Raw genomic sequence first — 19,769 nt, forward strand, 5'->3', positions numbered from 1 at the left:
TATAATTATTATCGTGAAAAACATTTTCCATTACATACAAGGTGATAAAGCAATTTGGGGAGTTGTGGGGCTTTTGGCGCTCTTTTCCTTTTTGCCGGTTTATAGCTCGAGCAGCAACCTTGCTTATCTATATGGCGATGGAAGTACTATGCCTTATTTGTTGCGGCACTTTTCGCATTTAGTATTAGGTTTTGGAATATTATATGGTGTTCATAAAATACCGTATCACTATTTTCGAGGGCTATCCATCATCGCGATGCCGGTGATTATTTTGTTGTTAATGGTTACAATGGCCGAAGGAACTACAATAGATGGCGCCAATGCAAGCCGATGGATACGTCTGCCTTTTGTGGGTATCACCTTTCAAACTTCTACCTTGGCGGGCGTGGTATTGATGACCTACGTGGCGCGATATCTTTCGCGAATAAAAGATAAAGAAGTTACTTTCAAAGAAACTATTTTACCGCTTTGGATACCGGTTTTCATTGTGCTCGCGCTAATACTTCCGGCTAACTTTTCAACCACCGCAATCTTTTTTGCAATGATAGTAGTACTGGTATTTGTGGGCGGTTACCCTTTAAAATATTTAGGAATAATCCTTGGCGCTGGTTTAATATTTCTGACACTTTTTGTACTTACGGCAAAGGCTTTCCCAGATGTGTTCCCAAACCGCGTGGATACTTGGATGAGCCGTGTTGAAAATTTTAGTGACGATAAAGATACTGAAGCAGATTACCAAATTGAAAAAGCGAAAATAGCCATCGCCTCTGGCGGAATTGCTGGTTTAGGACCCGGGAAAAGCGTTCAGAAAAACTTTTTACCACAGTCTTCTTCAGATTTTATTTATGCAATAATTGTAGAAGAATTTGGTTTGTTGGGCGGTATGTTTTTAATGGTGCTGTATCTGTTTTTATTATTTAGAATAGTAGTTGTAGCACATAAATCCACATCCATTTTTGGGAAGTTGCTCGTAATTGGAGTAGGCTTGCCAATTGTTTTTAGAGCAATGATAAATATGGCGGTTGCGGTGGAATTGTTCCCTGTAACGGGACAAAATTTACCGTTGATAAGTAGTGGTGGAACATCAATCTGGATGACGTGTTTGGCCTTAGGAATGATTTTAAGTGTTAGTGCAAAGCGCGAAGTTGTACCGAAAGAAGAAGCAGAGGAAAATCCATTAGACATTTTAAGTGAAACAATTTAGAAATACGAAATACAAAAAATAAAAAACTTTTGAAACCTAAAAAATTCATCATATCAGGCGGCGGAACCGGAGGGCATATTTACCCTGCAGTTGCTATTGCAAACGAGTTAAAAACCCGTTTCCCTGATGCTGAATTTTTATTTGTAGGTGCAAAGGATAGAATGGAGATGGAAAAAGTGCCACAAGCTGGTTACAAAATTAAAGGTTTTTGGATTTCTGGTTTGCAACGCAGTTTGTCTTTACAAAACCTCGCCTTTCCCTTAAAACTTGTTTCCAGTTTTCGAAAATCCTTGAAAATTTTAAAAGAATTTAAACCTGATGTTGCAATTGGAACTGGTGGTTTTGCAAGTGCTCCATTATTGCGAATGGCAGCCTTGCGAGGTGTTCCATGCCTAATACAAGAGCAGAACGGTCACGCTGGTATTACGAACAAATGGTTGAGCGGCAAGGTTCAGAAAATTTGTGTTGCTTACGAAGGAATGGATAAATTTTTTCCATCCGAAAAAATTAAACTTACAGGAAATCCAGTGCGACAAGATCTGCTGGATATTTCCACAAAAAAAGAAGAAGCAATGGCTTTCTTCAATTTAAAAAGTGATAAAAAAACGTTGTTGGTTTTGGGTGGAAGTTTGGGTGCACGACGGATAAACCAATTAATAGAAAAATCGCTTCCTTTCTTTGAAAAGCATAACCTTCAAGTTATTTGGCAATGCGGAAAATATTACGAAGAAACCTATAAAAACAAAGGCAGCAAAACGGTGCAAGTCCATACGTTTTTAAACAGAATGGATTTGGCATATGCCGCAGCAGATTTTATTATTTCGAGAGCTGGCGCCCTTTCGATTTCAGAGTTGTGTTTGGTTGGTAAGCCAGTTGTATTTATTCCTTCGCCAAATGTTGCTGAAGATCATCAAACTAAAAATGCGAAGGCGATTACAGAAAAAAATGCAGCCGTGTTAATTAAAGAAAGTGAACTGGATGCAACTTTTGAAAATGTGTTTTCAGAGTTAATAGCTTCGGAAGAAATGCAGAAAAAGCTATCAGCAAACATAAAGAAACTAGCGAAACCAGACGCTACGAAAGATATAGTTGAAGAGATTGAAAAATTATTGAGTAAAAGTTGAGAAGGTTTATGTATTTAAAAGTTTAGCAGACATTCGTCACTAAATTTTAAACTTCTAAACCCAAAACAAATTAAAAATGAATAACCTAAATAACATACAAACTTTTTACTTCGTCGGTATCGGCGGCATTGGGATGAGTGCGCTTGCACGATATTTCAAAATGCAGGGGAAGGCTGTTTTTGGGTACGATAAAACGCCGACTGACTTAACTGACGAATTGGTTGCCGAAGGAATTTCGGTGACTTTTATTGACGATATTTCTGAAATTCAAAGCGAAGTTATTTTAAAGGAAAATGTTTTGGTGGTTTATACTCCGGCAATTCCAAAAGGCAATAAGATTTTAAATTACTTCTTGTCCGAAGAGTTTTCAATTTTAAAAAGAGCGCAACTTTTAGGTGAAGTTTCAAAAAACACGCTTTGCTTAGCCGTTGCTGGAACGCACGGAAAAACCACAACTTCAGCAATATTAGGACATTTATTGGCGGAATGTAATATGCCTGTAACAGCCTTTTTGGGTGGGATTGCAGAAAATTACAATTCGAATTTTATATACAAAGGAAGCGAAATAACAGTTGTTGAAGCAGATGAATTTGACCGATCGTTTCTTCAGTTGCGACCAGATATTGCTTGCGTAACCTCAATGGATGCAGACCATTTAGATATTTATGGCGATGCTATTGAAATAGAAAATGCCTTTAGAACTTTTGCACAATTAGTGGAAAAAGAGGAAAATGTTTTCATAAAACAGCATCTTCCTTTGGATGGAATGACCGTTGCAGTTGGCGAAAGTGCAGATTATGAAGCACAAAATATTAGAATTGAAAACGGCGCATATTTATTCGACTTAAAAACTCCGACTGGAAGGATGAATAATTTAGTATTTCATCTTCCGGGTCATCATAATCTTACAAATGCCATTATGGCTTTGGGCATGGCAATTTTAGCAGGCTCCCCGACCGATTGTCTGCCCAAAGCGTTGGCATCTTTTAAAGGTGTAAAACGTCGTTTTTCGTATAAAATTAAAACTGAAGATTTGGTTTTGATAGACGATTACGCACATCACCCTACAGAACTTGACGCACTTTTTCAAGCGGTGGACGAAATGTACCCGAATGATCATAAACAGATTGTTTTTCAGCCGCATCTTTTTAGCAGAACGCGCGACTTTGCCGAGGGTTTTGCAAAAAGTTTATCACAATTTGATGAAGTGATATTGTTAGATATCTATCCTGCGAGGGAAGAGCCAATTGAAGGAATTACTTCGGAATGGCTTTTAGATCAAATTAATGCAACGCATAAAAGAGTGGTCTTTAAATCTGCTTTGCCAGAAGTTTTATTAAAGTCAAAATGCAGAGTGAAATTGTTGGTAGGTGCCGGAGACATTGGTGCCGAGGTGAATAAATTATCCAAAATATTAAAGAATGAAGCGTAGTCTCGAAATTATAAAATTTATAGTGTTGCTTGTGGTCATGGCGTTTCTTTTCAGCTTTACAAAAAAGCGAAATGATGCAAGAAAAATCACAAAACTAGAGATCGAATTTATAGATGAAAACAGCCCTTTTATAACCTTCGATACGGTTAATAAATTGTTGATACAAAATCATGCTAAGGTTACGAGCATAGGTAAAGAAACTTTAGTTTTGAAGAAGATGGAGCAAAGACTGCGGGAAAACCCTATGGTTCGTGATGCTCAAGTGTATGTAACGGTTGATGGTGCGTTGGGAGCGAAGATTGAGCAACGTAAACCAATAGGCAGAGTGTCTGCCTCGCCAGATTATTACTTAGATGCAGATGGAACAAAGATGCCGCTGTCCAAAGTTTACTCTGCAAGAGTGCCCATAATTACGGGAACTTCAAAAAATAATTTTAATGAAGTTACTCTTTTGCTGCTTAAAATTGAAGAAGATGAATTTATGAAGAGCAGTGTAGTGGGCATAAACCGAAAAGCGGATGGTACTGTAGAATTGGAGCTTCGAATGATGGATTTTAAAGTGCACTTCGGACAACCGGAAAATATAGAACAAAAGTTTCAAAACTTTAAAGCATTTTATAAAAAAACAAAACAAGACAGTACTCTAGTTGGGTACAAAATGGTAAATCTGAATTTTGAAAATCAGGTAATAGCCACAAAAAAGTAAGGCCATGGAAAACGATAATATTGCTGTAGGATTGGATATCGGAACTACCAAAATAGTTGCAATGATTGGTAGAAAAAACGATTATGGCAAAATGGAAGTTTTGGGTATTGGTAAAGCAAAAAGCCTTGGTGTACATCGCGGCGTTGTTAATAACATTACCCAGACTATACAGTCTATTCAGCAAGCAGTGCAAGATGCAGAGACTTCTTCTGGAATGAAAATCAAGGAAGTGGTTGTTGGTATTGCAGGCCAGCATATAAGAAGTCTGCAACACAGCGATTACATAACCCGTCCTAATGGCGAAGACGTAATTAAGGAAGAAGATATTGACAGACTTTGCAATCAAGTACACAAATTGGTTATGCTTCCCGGTGAAGAAATATTGCACGTTTTACCACAGGATTTTAAAGTAGACGGACAAGCGGAAATAAAGGAGCCAATTGGAATGTACGGCGCGCGTTTGGAAGCTAACTTCCACGTTGTTGTAGGGCAGGTTTCCTCTATCCGTAATGTTGGGAGATGTATAAAAAGTGCAGGATTAGAACTATCTGCAATCACTTTGGAGCCGTTGGCTTCTGCGAAGGCAGTTTTAAGTCAAGAGGAAAAGGAAGCTGGTGTAGCCCTAATTGATATAGGAGGCGGAACTACAGATTTGGCGATTTTTAAAGACGGAATTATTCGCCATACGGCAGTAATTCCTTTTGGCGGAAATGTTATTACCGAAGACATAAAAGAAGGCTGTTCTATTATCGAAAAGCAAGCTGAACTTCTGAAAATAAAATTTGGATCTGCTTGGCCTGGTGAAAACAAAGACAACGAAATAGTATCTATTCCAGGGTTACGCGGTAGAGAGCCAAAAGAAATAAGTTTAAAAAATCTCTCAAAAATTATCCACGCACGTGTTATCGAAATTATCGAGCAAGTGTATATGGAAATTAAAAATTACGGTCACGAAGATCCAAAAAAGAAACTAATTGCCGGAATCGTATTGACCGGTGGAGGCGCACAACTTCAGCATATTAAACAACTTGTTGAATACATAACAGGAATGGACACGCGAATTGGTTATCCCAATGAGCATTTAGCTGGCGATAGCGATGCTGAAACTACCAGCCCAATGTATGCAACCGCAGTAGGTCTGGTGCTTAACAGTTTGGAAAGCAAAGAAAAGTCATCATTAATGAAACGTTTTCCACATGAAGATGACGTTGAAGAAGAAAAGAAAGCAGGCACAACTGTAACGAAGGAAGAAAGCGAAGAAGACGAAGAAATAGAAGATGCCAAAGGACAAAAAACATCGAAACGGTTTTTTGATAAATGGGCAGAGAAATTCAAGGAATTTTTAGATAACGCTGAATAAAAAAGAATTCAGTGTTCAGTAACAGTACACAGCTAAGAAAAAATAAAAAAAATTGCAATTAAAAATAAAACTATGAGCAGCAACACAGAACTTGAAGATTTTTCATTCGACCTGCCCAAAAACCAATCCAATGTGATTAAGGTTATTGGCGTTGGCGGTGGAGGAAGTAATGCAATTAACCATATGTTTAGCCAGGGCATAAAGGGAGTAGATTTCGTGATTTGTAATACAGATTCACAGGCTTTAGAAAATAGTCCAGTTCCAAATAAAATCCAGTTGGGAGTTTCCCTAACGGAAGGTTTAGGTGCCGGTGCAAATCCTCAAGTTGGCGAGCAATCTGCTGTTGAAAGCATGGAAGAAATTCGCAGTATGCTTACCACAAATACCAAAATGATTTTCATTACCGCTGGTATGGGTGGTGGTACGGGTACTGGTGCTGCGCCTATAATTGCAAAAATGGCGAAGGATATGGACATTCTCACTGTTGGGATTGTAACCATTCCATTTCAGTTTGAAGGAAAAACTAGAAACGACCAAGCACAGATTGGAGTTGAAAAACTACGTCAAAATGTAGATTCTTTGGTTGTTATCAATAACAATAAATTACGTGAAGTTTACGGAAACCTCGGTTTCAAAGCGGGCTTCTCAAAAGCTGATGAAGTTTTGGCCACCGCTGCTCGTGGGATAGCCGAAGTTATAACGCATCACTACACGCAAAACATTGACCTTCGCGATGCGAAAACAGTACTTGCCAATAGTGGAACTGCAATTATGGGAAGCGCTACTGCCTCTGGTGCCAATAGAGCTAAAGAAGCAATCGGTAGAGCATTGGATTCTCCATTGTTGAACGACAATAAAATTAAAGGTGCCAAAAACGTATTGCTGCTTATCGTTTCTGGAACTGACGAAATTACAATTGATGAAATTGGTGAAATAAGTGATCACATTCAGAATGAAGCTGGCCACAGTGCAAACATTATTATGGGTGTAGGTGACGAAGAAAACTTAGAAGGTTCTATTTCTATTACTGTAATTGCTACGGGTTTCAATATTGAACAGCAAAATGAAATTGTAAATACTGAAACAAAAAAAATAATCCATACGCTGGAAGATGAGCAAAGAGCCGAGCAAAACCTTACGCCAAAAGCAACTGCTAGTCCTGTAAGATTGCCAGAAAAACCTGTAAATACACAGCCCAAAGCAGAAACTACGGTGTTGAAGCACACGCTCTTTGATGACGCGGAAATAGAAGAAACACCTCCTTTTAAAGGCTATATTAAAACTTCAGAATTATTGAAGAACATAAACGTTTCTTATGATGAAGTTGAAACTAAGAATATAGATCAATTCAACCAAGTTGAAGTAAATAAAATAAACGTCAACGAATTTGTAATTGTTGAAGCATCAAAAAGAAAAGAAGAGCAGGCATTTAATAAAGCTGAAGCGCCTTCCCAAGAAAATGATGAACAAATATTAATGTTCGATCTTCCCATAAATTCTAATTCGCATAAGAGTGCAGAGAAGGAAAAAAAGGAGGATGCCATTTTCTACAATTTGGGAGAGATTGAGGTAAAAGACCATGTAGAAGTTGTTCCTATTACAGAAGTATCGGGAAACGGCATTAAACGCTACAGCTTGGACGATTACCAAGAAGTTGAGAACCATTTAAATAGTGCTAAGCCTAAAAAGCTAACACAGGAGGAAATCGTAGATGAAGAAATTGTTTTCGAAAAAAGAACCATTTCTGAGCCTAATGAAAAGGAAAATGATGTTCGCGATGATGAGGACCCAATGAACTCGCCAATTTCAAAAATATTGAGTGACCGGGCTGAAGAGCGAAAAAGAAAAATGAAGGAATTCAATTATAAGTTTAAAAACAGTCCATCAAGAATTGATGAGATTGAAAAACAACCGGCTTATAAAAGAATGGGAATTGACTTGAACGATACTAAAAACGAGCCAAACATTTCAAGAACTTCGGTAAACACCGATGCTGATGACATTGAATTGCGAAAAAACAATTCATTTTTACATGATAATGTAGATTAAGAATTATCTATTCACTTAATGTTGAGACCCGAATTTCATAAATAAATTCGGGTCTTTTTTTGAAGTTAGTTTCGCCACATAATTCTAACTTTTTACTGTTTCACGTTTGCCTATTATTAAGTATCTTCGCACTCTATTTAAAAACACAAAAAATGAGCTTACAGGAAAATGTTATGGAGGCAATGAAGGCCGCAATGAAAGCAAAAGACACGCAAGCTTTAGAAGCTTTGCGATCTGTTAAATCTGCATTGCTTTTGGCTCAAACTGAAACTGGTTCAAAAACAGAATTATCAGAAGCTGAAGAAATAAAATTACTTCAAAAGCAAGTTAAACAACGTAAAGACAGCGCAGCTATTTATAAAGAGCAGGGGCGTGAAGATTTGGCAGAACCAGAATTGTTGCAGGCTGCAGTTATAGAGCAATTTTTGCCACAACAATTAAACGAAGAAGAAGTAGTGAAAATAGTGGATCAAATCATCGCCGAAACCGGAGCGTCATCAATGGCAGATATGGGAAAGGTTATGGGCTTAGTAAGCGCAAAACTTGCAGGAAAGGCTGATGGTAAAACTATTTCAACTGCAGTAAAGTCTCGGCTTTCTTAATGATTAATTAGAAAAAATATAAAGAGTTTCCTGCTTTCGCAGGAATTTGGCCGCGTGGCGCAACTGAATAGCGCATCAGATTTCGGCTCTGAGGGTTGGGGGTTTGAATCCCTTCGCGGTCACGAATAAAAAGAAAGGGAGAAAAAATATGTGAGCTTGCTCAAACATATTTTTTCTCCCTTTTCTTTTTCAAAGCGGAGCTTTGAGGGATGCGCGCAGCGAACCCCTTTATAAATTATATTTTATATGTTATGTGAGCTTGCTCAAACATATTTTTTCTCCCTTTTCTATTTTAAAAATTGGATTTATATTATACTCCAAACTGCTTCAAATGGTGGTCCAAATGTTTGTACTGCATTTGTCCCCATTGCTGAGGGGTAAACTTCCCAAAAATGGGGTGCGGATTCCAGTTTGTTTGGTTTTTCTTAGTATGAAATTCATCCACTAATTTTTCAATTTCAATTTTTTCGCTATTAAAATCTTTCGTTTCAGAAATTTTGAAAGACTTTGCAGTAGGTAAATTTTGTCTCCACGGCTTATTGTTATAAAGCGATTTTTTGAAAAGAAATGCCAAAGGGAAAAACTGTTCTTTCACATTACCTTTTCCCAGGGAAACATTTAAAGCTTGTTGACTGTGATGAAGCATTTGAGCTACATCCATCTTTCCCCATCTTCGTTGACTTTCTGCGGTTAGATTGTTTAATCTTTCCTTTATTTCCGCGTGAGTTTCGGTTTCAAAAAGTGATTTCATTTTTGTTGTTTAATATCGATTAGAAGTTATAAATTTATTCAATTATAATTGAAATCTCTTAGTTAAGAAGATTGTTTTCAATTATTTATGCCGTTTAAGCATTCCTTATTATCTTTAATGAAAACCTAAAAATATGGAAGAAAACCAATCATTTTCCATAAAAAATTGGAACGAAGACGATCGTCCACGCGAAAAATTGTTACTGAAAGGACGCATAGCCTTGAGTGATGCGGAACTTATTGCAATATTAATTGGTTCGGGTAGCCGAAATGAAAGTGCCGTTTCATTGAGCCAACGAATTTTAGCATCTGTAGGCAATAATTTAAGCGAATTAGGAAGGTGTTCCATTACCGAATTAATGGAGTTTAAAGGAATTGGCGAAGCAAAAGCCATATGTATTGCCGCCGCAATGGAGTTGGGGAGGAGAAGAAGGGCTGGAGAGGCTTTAGAGCGAAAAAAAATAACTTCAAGCAATTCAGTTTTTGAATATGTGCAGCCCATAATTGGTGAACTTCCGCACGAAGAATTTTGGATTCTTTACCTAAATAATTCCAACAAAATCATTAAAAGCGCCCAGCTCAGTAAAGGCGGAATAACGGGTACGGTGGTCGATGTTCGTTTAGTATTTAAAGAAGCCTTGCAACTTGGAGCTGTGGGTGTTATTTTGGCGCACAATCATCCTTCGGGTACATTGAAGCCCAGTCATGCAGATATTCAACTCACTAAAAAGCTAAAGACTGCGGGCGATAGTTTGGACATTAAAGTGCTGGACCACCTTATAATTACCGAAAAAGCGTACTTTAGCTTTGCCGATGAAAATATGCTGTAATCCGCTATGCTTTTAATCTACACCCAAAAACTTACGCCTCGAATTTCCTATATTTTCAAGCATATCTGTCTGCGAATTTTGGGCATTGATGTGCTTTTTACTTCTGTAATTGAGGAGTTTATTGCGCATACTGGGCCAAAAATTTCTTACGGTAAAAAACCACTCGGTAATGAGCTCTTTTTCCAAAGCGAAGGACTTTTAGAGCAGCAGGGGCTTGAAGCAATCGAGGTTACTGTAAAAAAGTGGAAAGATACTTACGGTTTCTTTTCAGTTTCTAATAGTAGCGCTTTGCCATTCGATATTTTTTCTTCCAGCTTTTTTATGTTAACGCGTTACGAAGAATATTTGCCGCACGTTAAAGACGAAACGGGGCGTTTTATGGCTTCGGAAAGTTTGGCGTTTAAAGAGGGATTCCTGCATCAGCCAATTGTAGATATTTGGGCTTACATATTTAAAGGTAAACTTTTAGAGGCTTTTCCAGAAATGGATTTTCCCCAAAAAAAGATTATTATTCATCCCGTTATCGAGGCCGCACAACCCTATGCTTACAAACAAAAAGGTATTTTTCGCTCTGTTGTAGGCTATTTTGACAGCCTTGTTCAGGGAAAATTTCTAAATATAATAGATCGTACACAGGTTATTTTAGGGCTAAAACGCGATCCTTTAGACACGTTTAAATGGATTGTTAACAAAGCCAATCGCAGTAATTTTAGGCTCACTATTTTCTTTCTTTTGGGCAATGCATTGTCCTTTAATGAAAGTATGAACACGCACAGACAGAAGTTTAAATTACTCATTAAATACGTGTCTGATTATAAAGATGTGGGGCTCATTTTTTCGTTCAACGCGCTTAGTAATTACGATATTTTAAAAAGTGAAAAACGTCGGATGGAAGAAATTACCAATCGATCTCTTAGCAGTTCAATGAATTCGGAGTTTTTGGTGAACTTACCGGACATCTATCGACATTTAGTTGAACTGGAAGTAAATCGCGATTTTACGATGGTTTTTCGCGACACCATTGGTTTTCGAGCAGGAACCTGTACTCCATTTCTTTTTTATGATTTAGATTATGAAATAAAGACGCCTTTAGTGGTGCATCCGGCAGCAATGACGACCTTTGCGTTTCACAAAAAATATGCTTCAGATATTGAAAAAGTTGTTAATGCCATGATTGCTGAAGTTGAAAATGTAAATGGAACTTTTACCATGATTTTTTCAAACAAAGATTTTTCTTCGGAAGAAAGCAATAAGATTTGGCGCTCCATTTTTTCAGAAAAATTACAGGAATATGCAGAATAGTGAAATTACTGATGTTTTTTTCGATTTAGATCACACGCTTTGGGATTTTGACCGAAATTCTGGTTTGGCATTTCAGCGCGTTTTTGAAAAATATAAAATTGATTTGTCGCTCAACGATTTTTTAAAAGAATACGAGCCCATAAATTTTGAATATTGGAAAAAATATCGTGAAGATCGAGTTACCAAAGAGGAATTACGAAGAGGCAGATTGACTGAAACGTTTGACATTTTCAATATAAAATTTCCAATAGAAACCATAGACGCCCTCGCGCATAGTTACATTGAAGAGCTTCCTGTGGACAATTATTTATTTTTGGGCGCTATTGAAATACTAGACTATCTTTCAGAAAAATACAATCTTCATATTATTACCAACGGTTTTGAGGAAGTGCAACATTTAAAACTTCAAAATAGTGGTATTAAAAAGTATTTTAGAACGGTAACCACTTCTGAGGAAACTGGGTTAAAAAAGCCACACCCCGTTATTTTCGAAACTGCACTCACAAAGGCTTCCGTTATTTCACAAAAAAGCGTAATGATTGGCGATAGTTTTGAGGCGGATATTGTAGGCGCCAAAAATGCTGGAATGCATACATTGTTTTTTAATTACAGAAATGAAATTGTAATCGCGCCTTATTTTGCGATTAGCGAACTGTCAGAAATTAAACGGCACTTGTAATAATAATCCTACATTAAGTTCGTTAGTAACTGGTATACAAACCCCATTTATGAAAAAGATATTCCCCCACACTATCTTTGCGATCTGTGTTTGCCTACTATTTACGGCCTGCATAAAGGATACTGATTTTGATCAAACGGAAGATATTGCGTTAACTCCGGTTATGGAATTAAACCTAATTTACTTCAATCTGTCTGCCGATCGTTTTTTTGATACAATCAATTCTAACCCAATTCTAACGGTTAGAGATACCACCGAAATTAGATTTCTGGACGACAATAGTCTTCAGGAAAAACTAAAGCGAGCAGAATTCTATTTTAAATTCACCAATTCCATACCTCGAAATTTTCAAGTTGATTTTCAATTTTTAAGTGAAGCCAACGATACTACCTACGTTGCGCAAACTGCCGTTTCTGAAGGCACTATTACAACTCCTGTAATTACAGAATTTACTGAAAATATTGAAGGGGAAGATATACTGCGTCTTACCCAAGCTAATAGAGTTGTTGTTTCGGTAACCATCGATACTTCTGACGAAAATCTAAATGGCACCTTAAATCTAAAGTCCAAAACCACCTATTTTTTGGAAAACTAAACAATGCGAAATTTTTTACCCTACATACTATGCTTCGTGGGCTTTTGCGCTATTTCACAAAATAAGCAAATACTCTACGGTTTCGACGATATACCCCAATCGTTGATGCTAAACCCTGGAAGTAAGGTAAGCCAGAAAAAACACTTCGGGATTCCGTTTTTCTCGCAAATTCATTTTAATGGTGGTTCATCGGGGGTTAATGTTTATGATATTTTCCAGGAAGGAAATGGTGATATTAACGATAGAATCCTGCAAAAGATTTTCGAAATGAAAAATTCAGATTTCTTCACTGCTACCCAACAATTGGAACTCATTAATTTTGGATGGCGCGCAAAGAACGATATATATTTTTCGGGTGGAATTTATGAAGAGTTAGATTTTATAGCCTATTTCCCCAGAGATTTAGCAATTCTTGCTTGGGAGGGAAATAGAGACTATTTAGATTATCCTTTTAATTTAGGTGAAATAAGCGCGACTGGCGATCTTACTACAGTGTATCATTTTGGTGCGAATAAACAAATAAGTGATAGACTTACGGTGGGCGCTCGGCTGAAAGTTTATTCTAGTATGATTAGCTTCCGCAGTGTAAACAATTCCGGAACTTTTACAACAAGATTGGGCGATGCCAGTTCAGAGAATATTTACGAACACACTATTCAAAATGCCGATGTCACCGTAGAAACTTCTGGTTATGTTCCGCTTCGGGAATTAGATGGGTCTTCACAGGTAGCTAGTGAAATTTTCGGGCGTGCTTTATTTGGTGGCAATATTGGAGTAGGAGTAGACCTTGGGTTTACTTACGATATTAACGAAGCATGGACACTTTCGGGGAGTGCGCTGGATGTGGGTGCAATTTTTCATACCAAAGATGTGGAAACGTATCGGGCTCATGGAACGTATACGCTAGACGGAATAAATTTACTTTTTCCGCCTTTAAGTGAAGGGGAATCCACCTTTCCATATTATGACGATCTTGAAGATGATATAGAACGCGAAGTTGATATAGATACATTAAACACTGGGTACACCCAATTTAGACCGATGAAATTTAACGCTTCAATAAGCTATGGCTTTGGAAGATTTAATGGCTCGGGGGCTTGTGATTGTTTAAATATGGGTGGCGGAAAACTTCATAAACAGAATGTTGGTTTACAGTTCTATTCAATATTTAGACCCAAAGGTCCGCAGATGGCGGGAACGCTTTTTTACCTTAGAAGGTTTACAGATTTTCTTTCGGCAAAGGCAACTTATACGGTAGATTCGTATTCATTTTCAAATGTAGGTTTAGGGGTTTCAGCAGATATTGGTAAAGTAAATATTTATGTTGCCGCAGACAACCTTCTGCGTTATGGTAATTTGGCAAAGGCAAAAAGCGTATCTTTACAGCTAGGGTTTAACATAATAATTGACGAAGAATGACACGATTTCTACTACTTGCAATTGCTTTTCTTTTAACCATAAATGTTGGGGCACAGAATATGAATCTGAGCGATTATAGTTTTGTAATTGTTCCACAACAATTCGATTTCTTAAAAAATAAAGATCAATATAAGTTGAATTCAATGGCGGAATTCTATTTCGATAAAAGTGGATTTAATGCATATTCGGCAGCAGAGGCACCAAATACGAACCGTTGTGACGGATTGTATGCCAATGTTGAAGAACTTAAATCTGTGTTTGGCACAAAACTACAAGTTACACTGAAGGATTGTAATGGTGTCGAAATATATAGAAGCCAAGAGGGAAAGAGCAAGTATAAAGAATTTGACAAATCGTATCAAGATGCGCTGCGGAAAGCTTTTAATAGCATAGATATTTTACGCGTAAAGCAGAAAGATGTGGCGTTGCTAAAGGACACCCATACTGTTACTCACCAAACAGTTGTTACTGAAGTAAACACTCCCGTTAGAATTCAAGCTATAAATACTTCGGAAAATATAATGCCTACTGAAAAGTTTTCGAACTATTCAAATTCAGGAAAAACATTCTTGCTTAGAAAAACTGCTGAAGGTTATTCATTATACGAAGAAACTACGAGTGCAGAGGACGGACTTCTTTTAAAAGGAAAAATAATAGTAATGGAGACTGTCGTTAAATTTATGGATACTTCGGGAAAGGTTTCAGATGCTACTTTTGACGCTGCTGGAAATTTAACTGTAAAAGATGGATCTTCATTAACTGTCTACCAATCGGTGAATTAAAAGTTGTATTTATCCTTCCAAAGCTGCTTTAAATACCCTTTCAAAGCATTTTCCTTGGGATTGTTTCCAGGTCTGTAAAATGTTGTTCCTTTAATTTCATCGGGTAAGAATTCGTGGGGAATAAAATTGCCTTCGTAATTATGGGCATATTCATATTCCTTTCCGTAGCCCAATTGCTTCATTAGCTTTGTAGGAGCGTTTCTAATAGACAATGGAACAGATAGGTCTCCCGTTTGTCGAACTACTTGCTGGGCTTCGCCAATAGCTTTATAGGAAGCATTGCTTTTAGGCGAAGTTGCCAAATAAATGGCACACTGGCTTAATATTATCCGCGCTTCTGGATAGCCAATCGTATTAACGGCCTGAAAAGTACTGTTGGCAAGTAAAAGTGCATTTGGGTTTGCAATGCCAATATCTTCAGAAGCTAAAATGACCATTCTTCTCGCAATAAATTTGATGTCTTCGCCACCTTCAATCATTCGTGCTAGCCAATATACAGCTGCATTAGGATCACTGCCACGCATGGATTTTATAAAGGCCGAAACAATATCGTAATGCTGCTCGCCCGTTTTGTCATAAAGCACAGTGTTTTTCTGCGCCTTTTGCATTACCAGTTCGTTTGTAATGGTGACTTTGGTATCTTTTTCTGAAAGAACTACCAGCTCTAATATATTCAAAAGTTTACGCGCGTCGCCACCAGAAAGTCTAATAAGCGCTTCGGTTTCCTTTAAGATTACATTTTTTTTTGAAAGAACGTCGTCTTCCTTTAAAGCTCGCTTCAATAAGGCTTCCATATCTTCGCGGCTAAACGATTCTAAAACGTAAACCTGACAGCGTGATAATAATGCGGGAATAACTTCGAAACTTGGATTTTCTGTAGTAGCACCAATTAGGGTAATCCATCCTTTTTCAACAGCTCCTAAAAGTGAATCCTGTTGCGATTTACTGAAGCGATGTATTTCATCTATAAATAGAATTGGGTTTTTAGTAGAAAATAAATTATCGCTTTTTTTCGCTTTTTCAATTACTTCTCGAACGGCAGCAACACCACTATCTACAGCACTTAATGTATAGAATGGTCTACCGCTTTCGTTGGCGATTATATTTGCCAACGTTGTTTTTCCGGTTCCCGGAGGACCCCATAAAATTATGGAGGGAATCATTCCCGTAGCTAGTTGTGAAGTGAGTGAACCTTTAGGTCCAACCAAATGTTGTTGACTTAAATAACCGTCTAATGTTGTGGGACGAATTCGTTCTGCGAGGGGTGCATTCATAGTTTTCAAAATTACAATTTTAATATAACGGTTTCACTGACAATTTATCATAAATTTGGATTTAGGATTGCTTTTTGTAATCAGTGAAATATGAAGAGTTCAAACCAGTTAAAATTCAGCCCAGACGTTATCGGATATCCATTGCTATTTGTGATGATACTTTGGATTGTATTTTGGATTGAAACTAGGTTCAATATTAATCTCAATTATTTTGGGGTTTTTCCGCGTACCGTTGAAGGATTGCGGGGTGTTATTTTTAGTCCTTTTCTTCACGGGAGTTTAAAACACCTATTTAACAACTCGGTACCGCTTTTCGTTTTAAGTTCCGCACTCTTTTACTTTTATAGAGATATACGTTGGAAAGTACTAATTCTGGGTTTGTTATTAACTGGCTTAGCTACTTGGGTAATTGGTCGTTCTGCATTACATATTGGCGCTAGTGGGGTAGTTTATATGCTTGTAGCTTTCACGTTTTTTAAAGGAATATTTTCGAAACAGTTTCAGCTTACCGCCTTAGCTTTGGCAGTAGTATTTCTTTATGGCGGAATGTTGTGGTATGTATTTCCTGTAAATCCTGAAATATCCTGGGAGGGTCACTTATCTGGATTTTTTGTAGGTTTCCTCTTTGCGTTTTTATTTAAAACCAAGCCCATTGAAAGAAAGAAGTACGAGTGGGAGAAGGAAAATTATAATCCAGAAAAAGATCCTTTTTTAAAACAGTTTGATGAAAACGGTAATTTTATAGAACTGCCAAAAGAACCTGTGGAAACTGCTGAAACCATTCATGCTGATGCACATCCATCAATAAAGAAATTAGCCGAACAAGAAGGCAATACTATTAAAATAGTCTACAGTTTTAAGGAAGGTGCAAAAGACAAAAATGAATAATGCTACAAGCGTCTTTGTCTAGTAACTTCATATAAAAATGCACCACAAGCAACGGAAACGTTCAAAGAGTTAATTTCGCCAAGAAGTGGAAGGGAAGCCTTTTCGTCTACTAAACCAAGTACAGATTTTGATACACCTTTACCTTCAGAACCCATTATAATTGCTAATGGCCTAACTAGGTCTACGGAATATATTTCGTTTTGAGTTCTTTCTGTTGCAGCAACCGTTGTAATTCCTGAGCCTTGTAGGTAGAAAATAGCATCTTTAATATGCTCTACTTTACAAATTGGAATTTTAAAAATAGCGCCTGCAGAAGTTTTTACGGTATCGCCCGAAACTGGAGCACCTCCAGATTTTTGTATTATCACTGCATCTACGCCGGTACATTCAGCGGTACGTAAAATCGCTCCGAAGTTCCTAACATCTGTTATCTGATCTAAAACTAAGAAGAGGGGAGCTTTATCGCTCTCTAATGCCTTTTCAACTACTGATTCCAAAGAATGAAATGCCACAGGTGAAGTAAGTGCAACAATACCTTGGTGGTTTCCTCTAGTGAGTTTATTTAATTTTTCGAACGGAACAATATTTACGGTAACATTGGCCTTTTCCAAATCTTTAATCAGGCCTTCAATTTTATCGCTTTCTATTCCCTTTTGGATAAAAACCTTATCAAAAACAACTTGAGAGGCGAGTGCCTCTTTTATAGGGTAAATTCCGAAGATGGTATTATTTTTATCTTGCATAACAGTTGTTGTTTTTTTTAAAGGATTTTGGCAAAGGTAAAGAGAATATTCATTTTATATCCCTTTAAAGTATATGTAAAAAAAAGCACCCCTTTTTCAAGGGGTGCTTTATAAATTTAAGGTGGTTAAAAATTAGTTTTTAACACCTATTAGAGATCTACCTCCAGAAACAACATCTGCTTCTCCTTGAATTGCAAGGCGGAAGAAACGTCTAGTATCGTCAATAGAAACATCTACTGCAGTAACACCAAAGTTTACTTCACGCGTATTTGCTGGAAAAGTAACTGTACTTTCAAAAATTAAGTTTTCATCTGCTGATGGTAAAGTATCTACTGCTACTGTAATTACAGTGAACGTTCTTGCAGAACTTGATAAATCAGACACAAAAAGCTTAACGCTATCTGTTTTTGTACCACCTTCTGGAACACTTAGGTTCTTAGTTAGGGTAACAAAACCAACAGTAGTCTTGCGTTCTGCGTTATAATCGTCATATGTTTCGCAAGATACTGCGACAACTGCTATGGCAAGAATAACTAATAATATATTTACTTTTTTCATTTTTGATAGATTTTAGAAATTATTAATACCCAGGGTTTTGTGATAAGTTTGGATTTAAATCCAAAGCAGTTTGTGGTATTGGCAATTGAAATTTATTGCTGTTTGCTGGTAAAGCTAACTGATCTGAAGCAGTTCCTGAACCATCAGCTAAATCACCAAAACTTTCACGTTCTACTGGTTGTCCCCATCTTTTTAGGTCGAAGAACCTTTGAGATTCAAAAGCAAATTCTAACCTTCTTTCTAAACGAATTGCATCACGAAGCGCAGTTCCAGTTTCTCCACTTGGAGGAGAAGTGTAGCGTTTTGTTCTTACAGCATCAAGAGCAGTTCTAGCAGGACCTTCTTGGCCTAAGTTATATAATGCTTCAGCTTTGTTTAAAGAAGCTTCAGCTGCGCGGAATATTTTAATATCCACTAATCCAGGAGCACCACTAGGTCCTCTTTTGTATAACTTTTTGATTGCATTAAAAGCTAAGCCATCGTTATTGTTTGTTGCTTGAAAAGTATATGCAGCTTTACGGATATCATCATCAGCAAAAAGGTTATATAATTCAAACGAAACAACATATTCTGGAATAAGGTTGGTATTACCACCTTGGCTCCATGTAACTCCAATTGTATTACTTAATACAGGTGGGTTAACAGGAATATAAAATGTAAGACCGCTTTGGTTAGCATCTTCCCAAACACCAACTACATCTGCACGTGGAGCGATAGCTTTTGTTACTTGGTTTGCTGCATTTATTGAATTCTGCCATTGACCCATATAAAGGTAAACTCTAGATAATAGAACATTTACAGCATCTTTACCCATACGTCCTGCTCCATTAGTTGCATTGATGTTAGCCGCCGCATCTTTTAAATCTAATATCACTTTGTCATAAACAGCACCTACAGTTTCTCTTGCAGGTTCTGCTAATGGTTCTGGTTCGGACATATAAGCTATACCTAAACTTCCGTTTGCATCTCCTGATTGCGTAGGGATTTTTCCGAAGTAAGTTATAATGTTAAAATGTGCCAATGCTCTTAAAGCTTTTGCTTCAGCTACAATATTTGCTTTATTTTCTCCTTCAAAATTTTCACTTGCTGCAAGAAGAATATTTGCACGGTAAATTAGCGTGTAAGCAACCTGATATAATCCACCCATAGGTGCATCAGAAGCGCCATACTGCCAGTTATGCAATGTTCTTCTAGTTCCACGTCCTTTTTGTGCAAAAGTAACGTTGTCTGAAAGTACATCTGGAGCATCTAACATACCACCAGCATCACTACCTCCATAAACAGACGCAGAAGTTAAGGATGCGTATACACCACGAACAGCGTTTTCAAAATCTGCTGCAGTAACGTAAGCATTTTCAGTACCAAATTCATCGAATGGTACTTGATCTAGTTCGCTATCGCAAGATGCAAATCCACCTACGATTAGAGCTAAAACTGTTATTTTATAAATTATTTTTTTCATTGTATCAATT

Annotated in this window: 19 protein-coding genes and 1 tRNA gene; 15 read left to right on the forward strand and 5 right to left on the reverse strand. The window is 37.3% G+C overall.

Annotated features, from left to right (window positions below; genetic code table 11):
• Positions 1 to 13 precede the first annotated feature (13 nt).
• From AC3RVF_RS09530 to AC3RVF_RS09565, 8 genes are all read left to right on the forward strand, one after another.
• Positions 14 to 1,204, forward strand: a complete 1,191-nt coding sequence (locus AC3RVF_RS09530) for an FtsW/RodA/SpoVE family cell cycle protein (protein ID WP_489691417.1) — start codon at positions 14 to 16, stop codon at positions 1,202 to 1,204.
• 29 nt (positions 1,205 to 1,233) lie between these two features.
• Positions 1,234 to 2,328: an undecaprenyldiphospho-muramoylpentapeptide beta-N-acetylglucosaminyltransferase gene (gene murG, locus AC3RVF_RS09535; protein WP_489691418.1), complete on the forward strand. Its 1,095-nt coding sequence runs from the start codon at positions 1,234 to 1,236 to the stop codon at positions 2,326 to 2,328.
• A gap of 76 nt (positions 2,329 to 2,404) precedes the next feature.
• Entirely contained in the window at positions 2,405 to 3,760 is a 1,356-nt protein-coding gene (gene murC / locus AC3RVF_RS09540) for a UDP-N-acetylmuramate--L-alanine ligase (protein ID WP_489691419.1), read from the forward strand.
• Positions 3,750 to 4,466, forward strand: coding sequence for a cell division protein FtsQ/DivIB (locus AC3RVF_RS09545; protein ID WP_489691420.1), 717 nt, complete (start codon positions 3,750 to 3,752; stop codon positions 4,464 to 4,466). Before murC ends, AC3RVF_RS09545 begins: the two co-directional genes overlap by 11 nt.
• A 4-nt stretch (positions 4,467 to 4,470) precedes the next feature.
• A complete protein-coding gene (gene ftsA / locus AC3RVF_RS09550) occupies positions 4,471 to 5,826 on the forward strand; it encodes a cell division protein FtsA (RefSeq protein WP_489691421.1) in 1,356 nt (451 codons plus the stop codon).
• A 72-nt stretch (positions 5,827 to 5,898) separates the two neighbouring features.
• Positions 5,899 to 7,875: a cell division protein FtsZ gene (gene ftsZ / locus AC3RVF_RS09555; RefSeq protein ID WP_489691422.1), complete on the forward strand. Its 1,977-nt coding sequence runs from the start codon at positions 5,899 to 5,901 to the stop codon at positions 7,873 to 7,875.
• A 152-nt stretch (positions 7,876 to 8,027) separates the two neighbouring features.
• Entirely contained in the window at positions 8,028 to 8,477 is a 450-nt protein-coding gene (locus tag AC3RVF_RS09560) for a GatB/YqeY domain-containing protein (RefSeq protein WP_489691423.1), read from the forward strand.
• 48 nt (positions 8,478 to 8,525) lie between these two features.
• Positions 8,526 to 8,599, forward strand: a tRNA-Arg gene (locus AC3RVF_RS09565).
• A 188-nt stretch (positions 8,600 to 8,787) separates the two neighbouring features.
• On the opposite strand, the gene AC3RVF_RS09570 is transcribed toward AC3RVF_RS09565, so the two are convergent.
• On the reverse strand, positions 8,788 to 9,228 hold the full coding sequence (locus tag AC3RVF_RS09570) for a DUF1569 domain-containing protein (RefSeq protein ID WP_489691424.1): 441 nt from the start codon (positions 9,226 to 9,228) through the stop codon (positions 8,788 to 8,790).
• 133 nt (positions 9,229 to 9,361) lie between these two features.
• On the opposite strand from AC3RVF_RS09570, the gene radC reads away from it, so the two are divergent.
• The 6 genes from radC to AC3RVF_RS09600 are packed head-to-tail and all read left to right on the forward strand — an operon-like array spanning position 9,362 to position 14,834.
• The gene (gene radC / locus AC3RVF_RS09575) at positions 9,362 to 10,057 is read left to right on the forward strand and encodes a RadC family protein (RefSeq protein ID WP_489691425.1); all 696 of its coding nucleotides are present in this window, start codon (positions 9,362 to 9,364) and stop codon (positions 10,055 to 10,057) included.
• Between the two features lie 6 nt (positions 10,058 to 10,063).
• Positions 10,064 to 11,359, forward strand: a complete 1,296-nt coding sequence (locus AC3RVF_RS09580) for a DUF7033 domain-containing protein (protein WP_489691426.1) — start codon at positions 10,064 to 10,066, stop codon at positions 11,357 to 11,359.
• The gene (locus tag AC3RVF_RS09585) at positions 11,349 to 12,038 is read left to right on the forward strand and encodes a YjjG family noncanonical pyrimidine nucleotidase (RefSeq protein ID WP_489691427.1); all 690 of its coding nucleotides are present in this window, start codon (positions 11,349 to 11,351) and stop codon (positions 12,036 to 12,038) included. Before AC3RVF_RS09580 ends, AC3RVF_RS09585 begins: the two co-directional genes overlap by 11 nt.
• A 49-nt stretch (positions 12,039 to 12,087) precedes the next feature.
• Positions 12,088 to 12,633 (forward strand): hypothetical protein, encoded by a 546-nt coding sequence (locus tag AC3RVF_RS09590; protein WP_489691428.1) that lies wholly within the window; start codon positions 12,088 to 12,090, stop codon positions 12,631 to 12,633.
• 3 nt (positions 12,634 to 12,636) lie between these two features.
• Entirely contained in the window at positions 12,637 to 14,052 is a 1,416-nt protein-coding gene (locus tag AC3RVF_RS09595) for a DUF5723 family protein (protein WP_489691429.1), read from the forward strand.
• Positions 14,049 to 14,834, forward strand: coding sequence for a hypothetical protein (locus AC3RVF_RS09600; RefSeq protein ID WP_489691430.1), 786 nt, complete (start codon positions 14,049 to 14,051; stop codon positions 14,832 to 14,834). The genes AC3RVF_RS09595 and AC3RVF_RS09600 overlap by 4 nt, the downstream gene beginning before the upstream one ends.
• Here the strand turns inward: AC3RVF_RS09600 and AC3RVF_RS09605 are convergent.
• Positions 14,831 to 16,108 carry a replication-associated recombination protein A gene (locus tag AC3RVF_RS09605; RefSeq protein ID WP_489691431.1) on the reverse strand — a complete coding sequence of 426 codons (1,278 nt, stop codon included), beginning with the start codon at positions 16,106 to 16,108 and terminating at the stop codon, positions 14,831 to 14,833. The two genes, AC3RVF_RS09600 and AC3RVF_RS09605, sit on opposite strands and share 4 nt — an antisense overlap.
• A 90-nt stretch (positions 16,109 to 16,198) precedes the next feature.
• Between AC3RVF_RS09605 and AC3RVF_RS09610 the strand changes: the two genes are divergently transcribed.
• On the forward strand, positions 16,199 to 16,996 hold the full coding sequence (locus AC3RVF_RS09610) for a rhomboid family intramembrane serine protease (protein ID WP_489693274.1): 798 nt from the start codon (positions 16,199 to 16,201) through the stop codon (positions 16,994 to 16,996).
• Positions 16,997 to 16,998: 2 nt separating this feature from the next.
• Here the strand turns inward: AC3RVF_RS09610 and rlmB are convergent, their stop codons facing one another.
• The 3 genes from rlmB to AC3RVF_RS09625 all read right to left on the reverse strand — a co-directional run bounded on the left by rlmB (position 16,999) and on the right by AC3RVF_RS09625 (position 19,759).
• Positions 16,999 to 17,739: a 23S rRNA (guanosine(2251)-2'-O)-methyltransferase RlmB gene (gene rlmB, locus AC3RVF_RS09615; RefSeq protein WP_489691433.1), complete on the reverse strand. Its 741-nt coding sequence runs from the start codon at positions 17,737 to 17,739 to the stop codon at positions 16,999 to 17,001.
• 132 nt (positions 17,740 to 17,871) lie between these two features.
• Positions 17,872 to 18,297: a hypothetical protein gene (locus AC3RVF_RS09620; RefSeq protein WP_489691434.1), complete on the reverse strand. Its 426-nt coding sequence runs from the start codon at positions 18,295 to 18,297 to the stop codon at positions 17,872 to 17,874.
• A gap of 22 nt (positions 18,298 to 18,319) precedes the next feature.
• Positions 18,320 to 19,759 (reverse strand): RagB/SusD family nutrient uptake outer membrane protein, encoded by a 1,440-nt coding sequence (locus AC3RVF_RS09625; RefSeq protein ID WP_489691435.1) that lies wholly within the window; start codon positions 19,757 to 19,759, stop codon positions 18,320 to 18,322.
• Positions 19,760 to 19,769 lie beyond the last annotated feature (10 nt).

It is taken from the genome of Aequorivita sp. IT1183 (assembly GCF_058068265.1).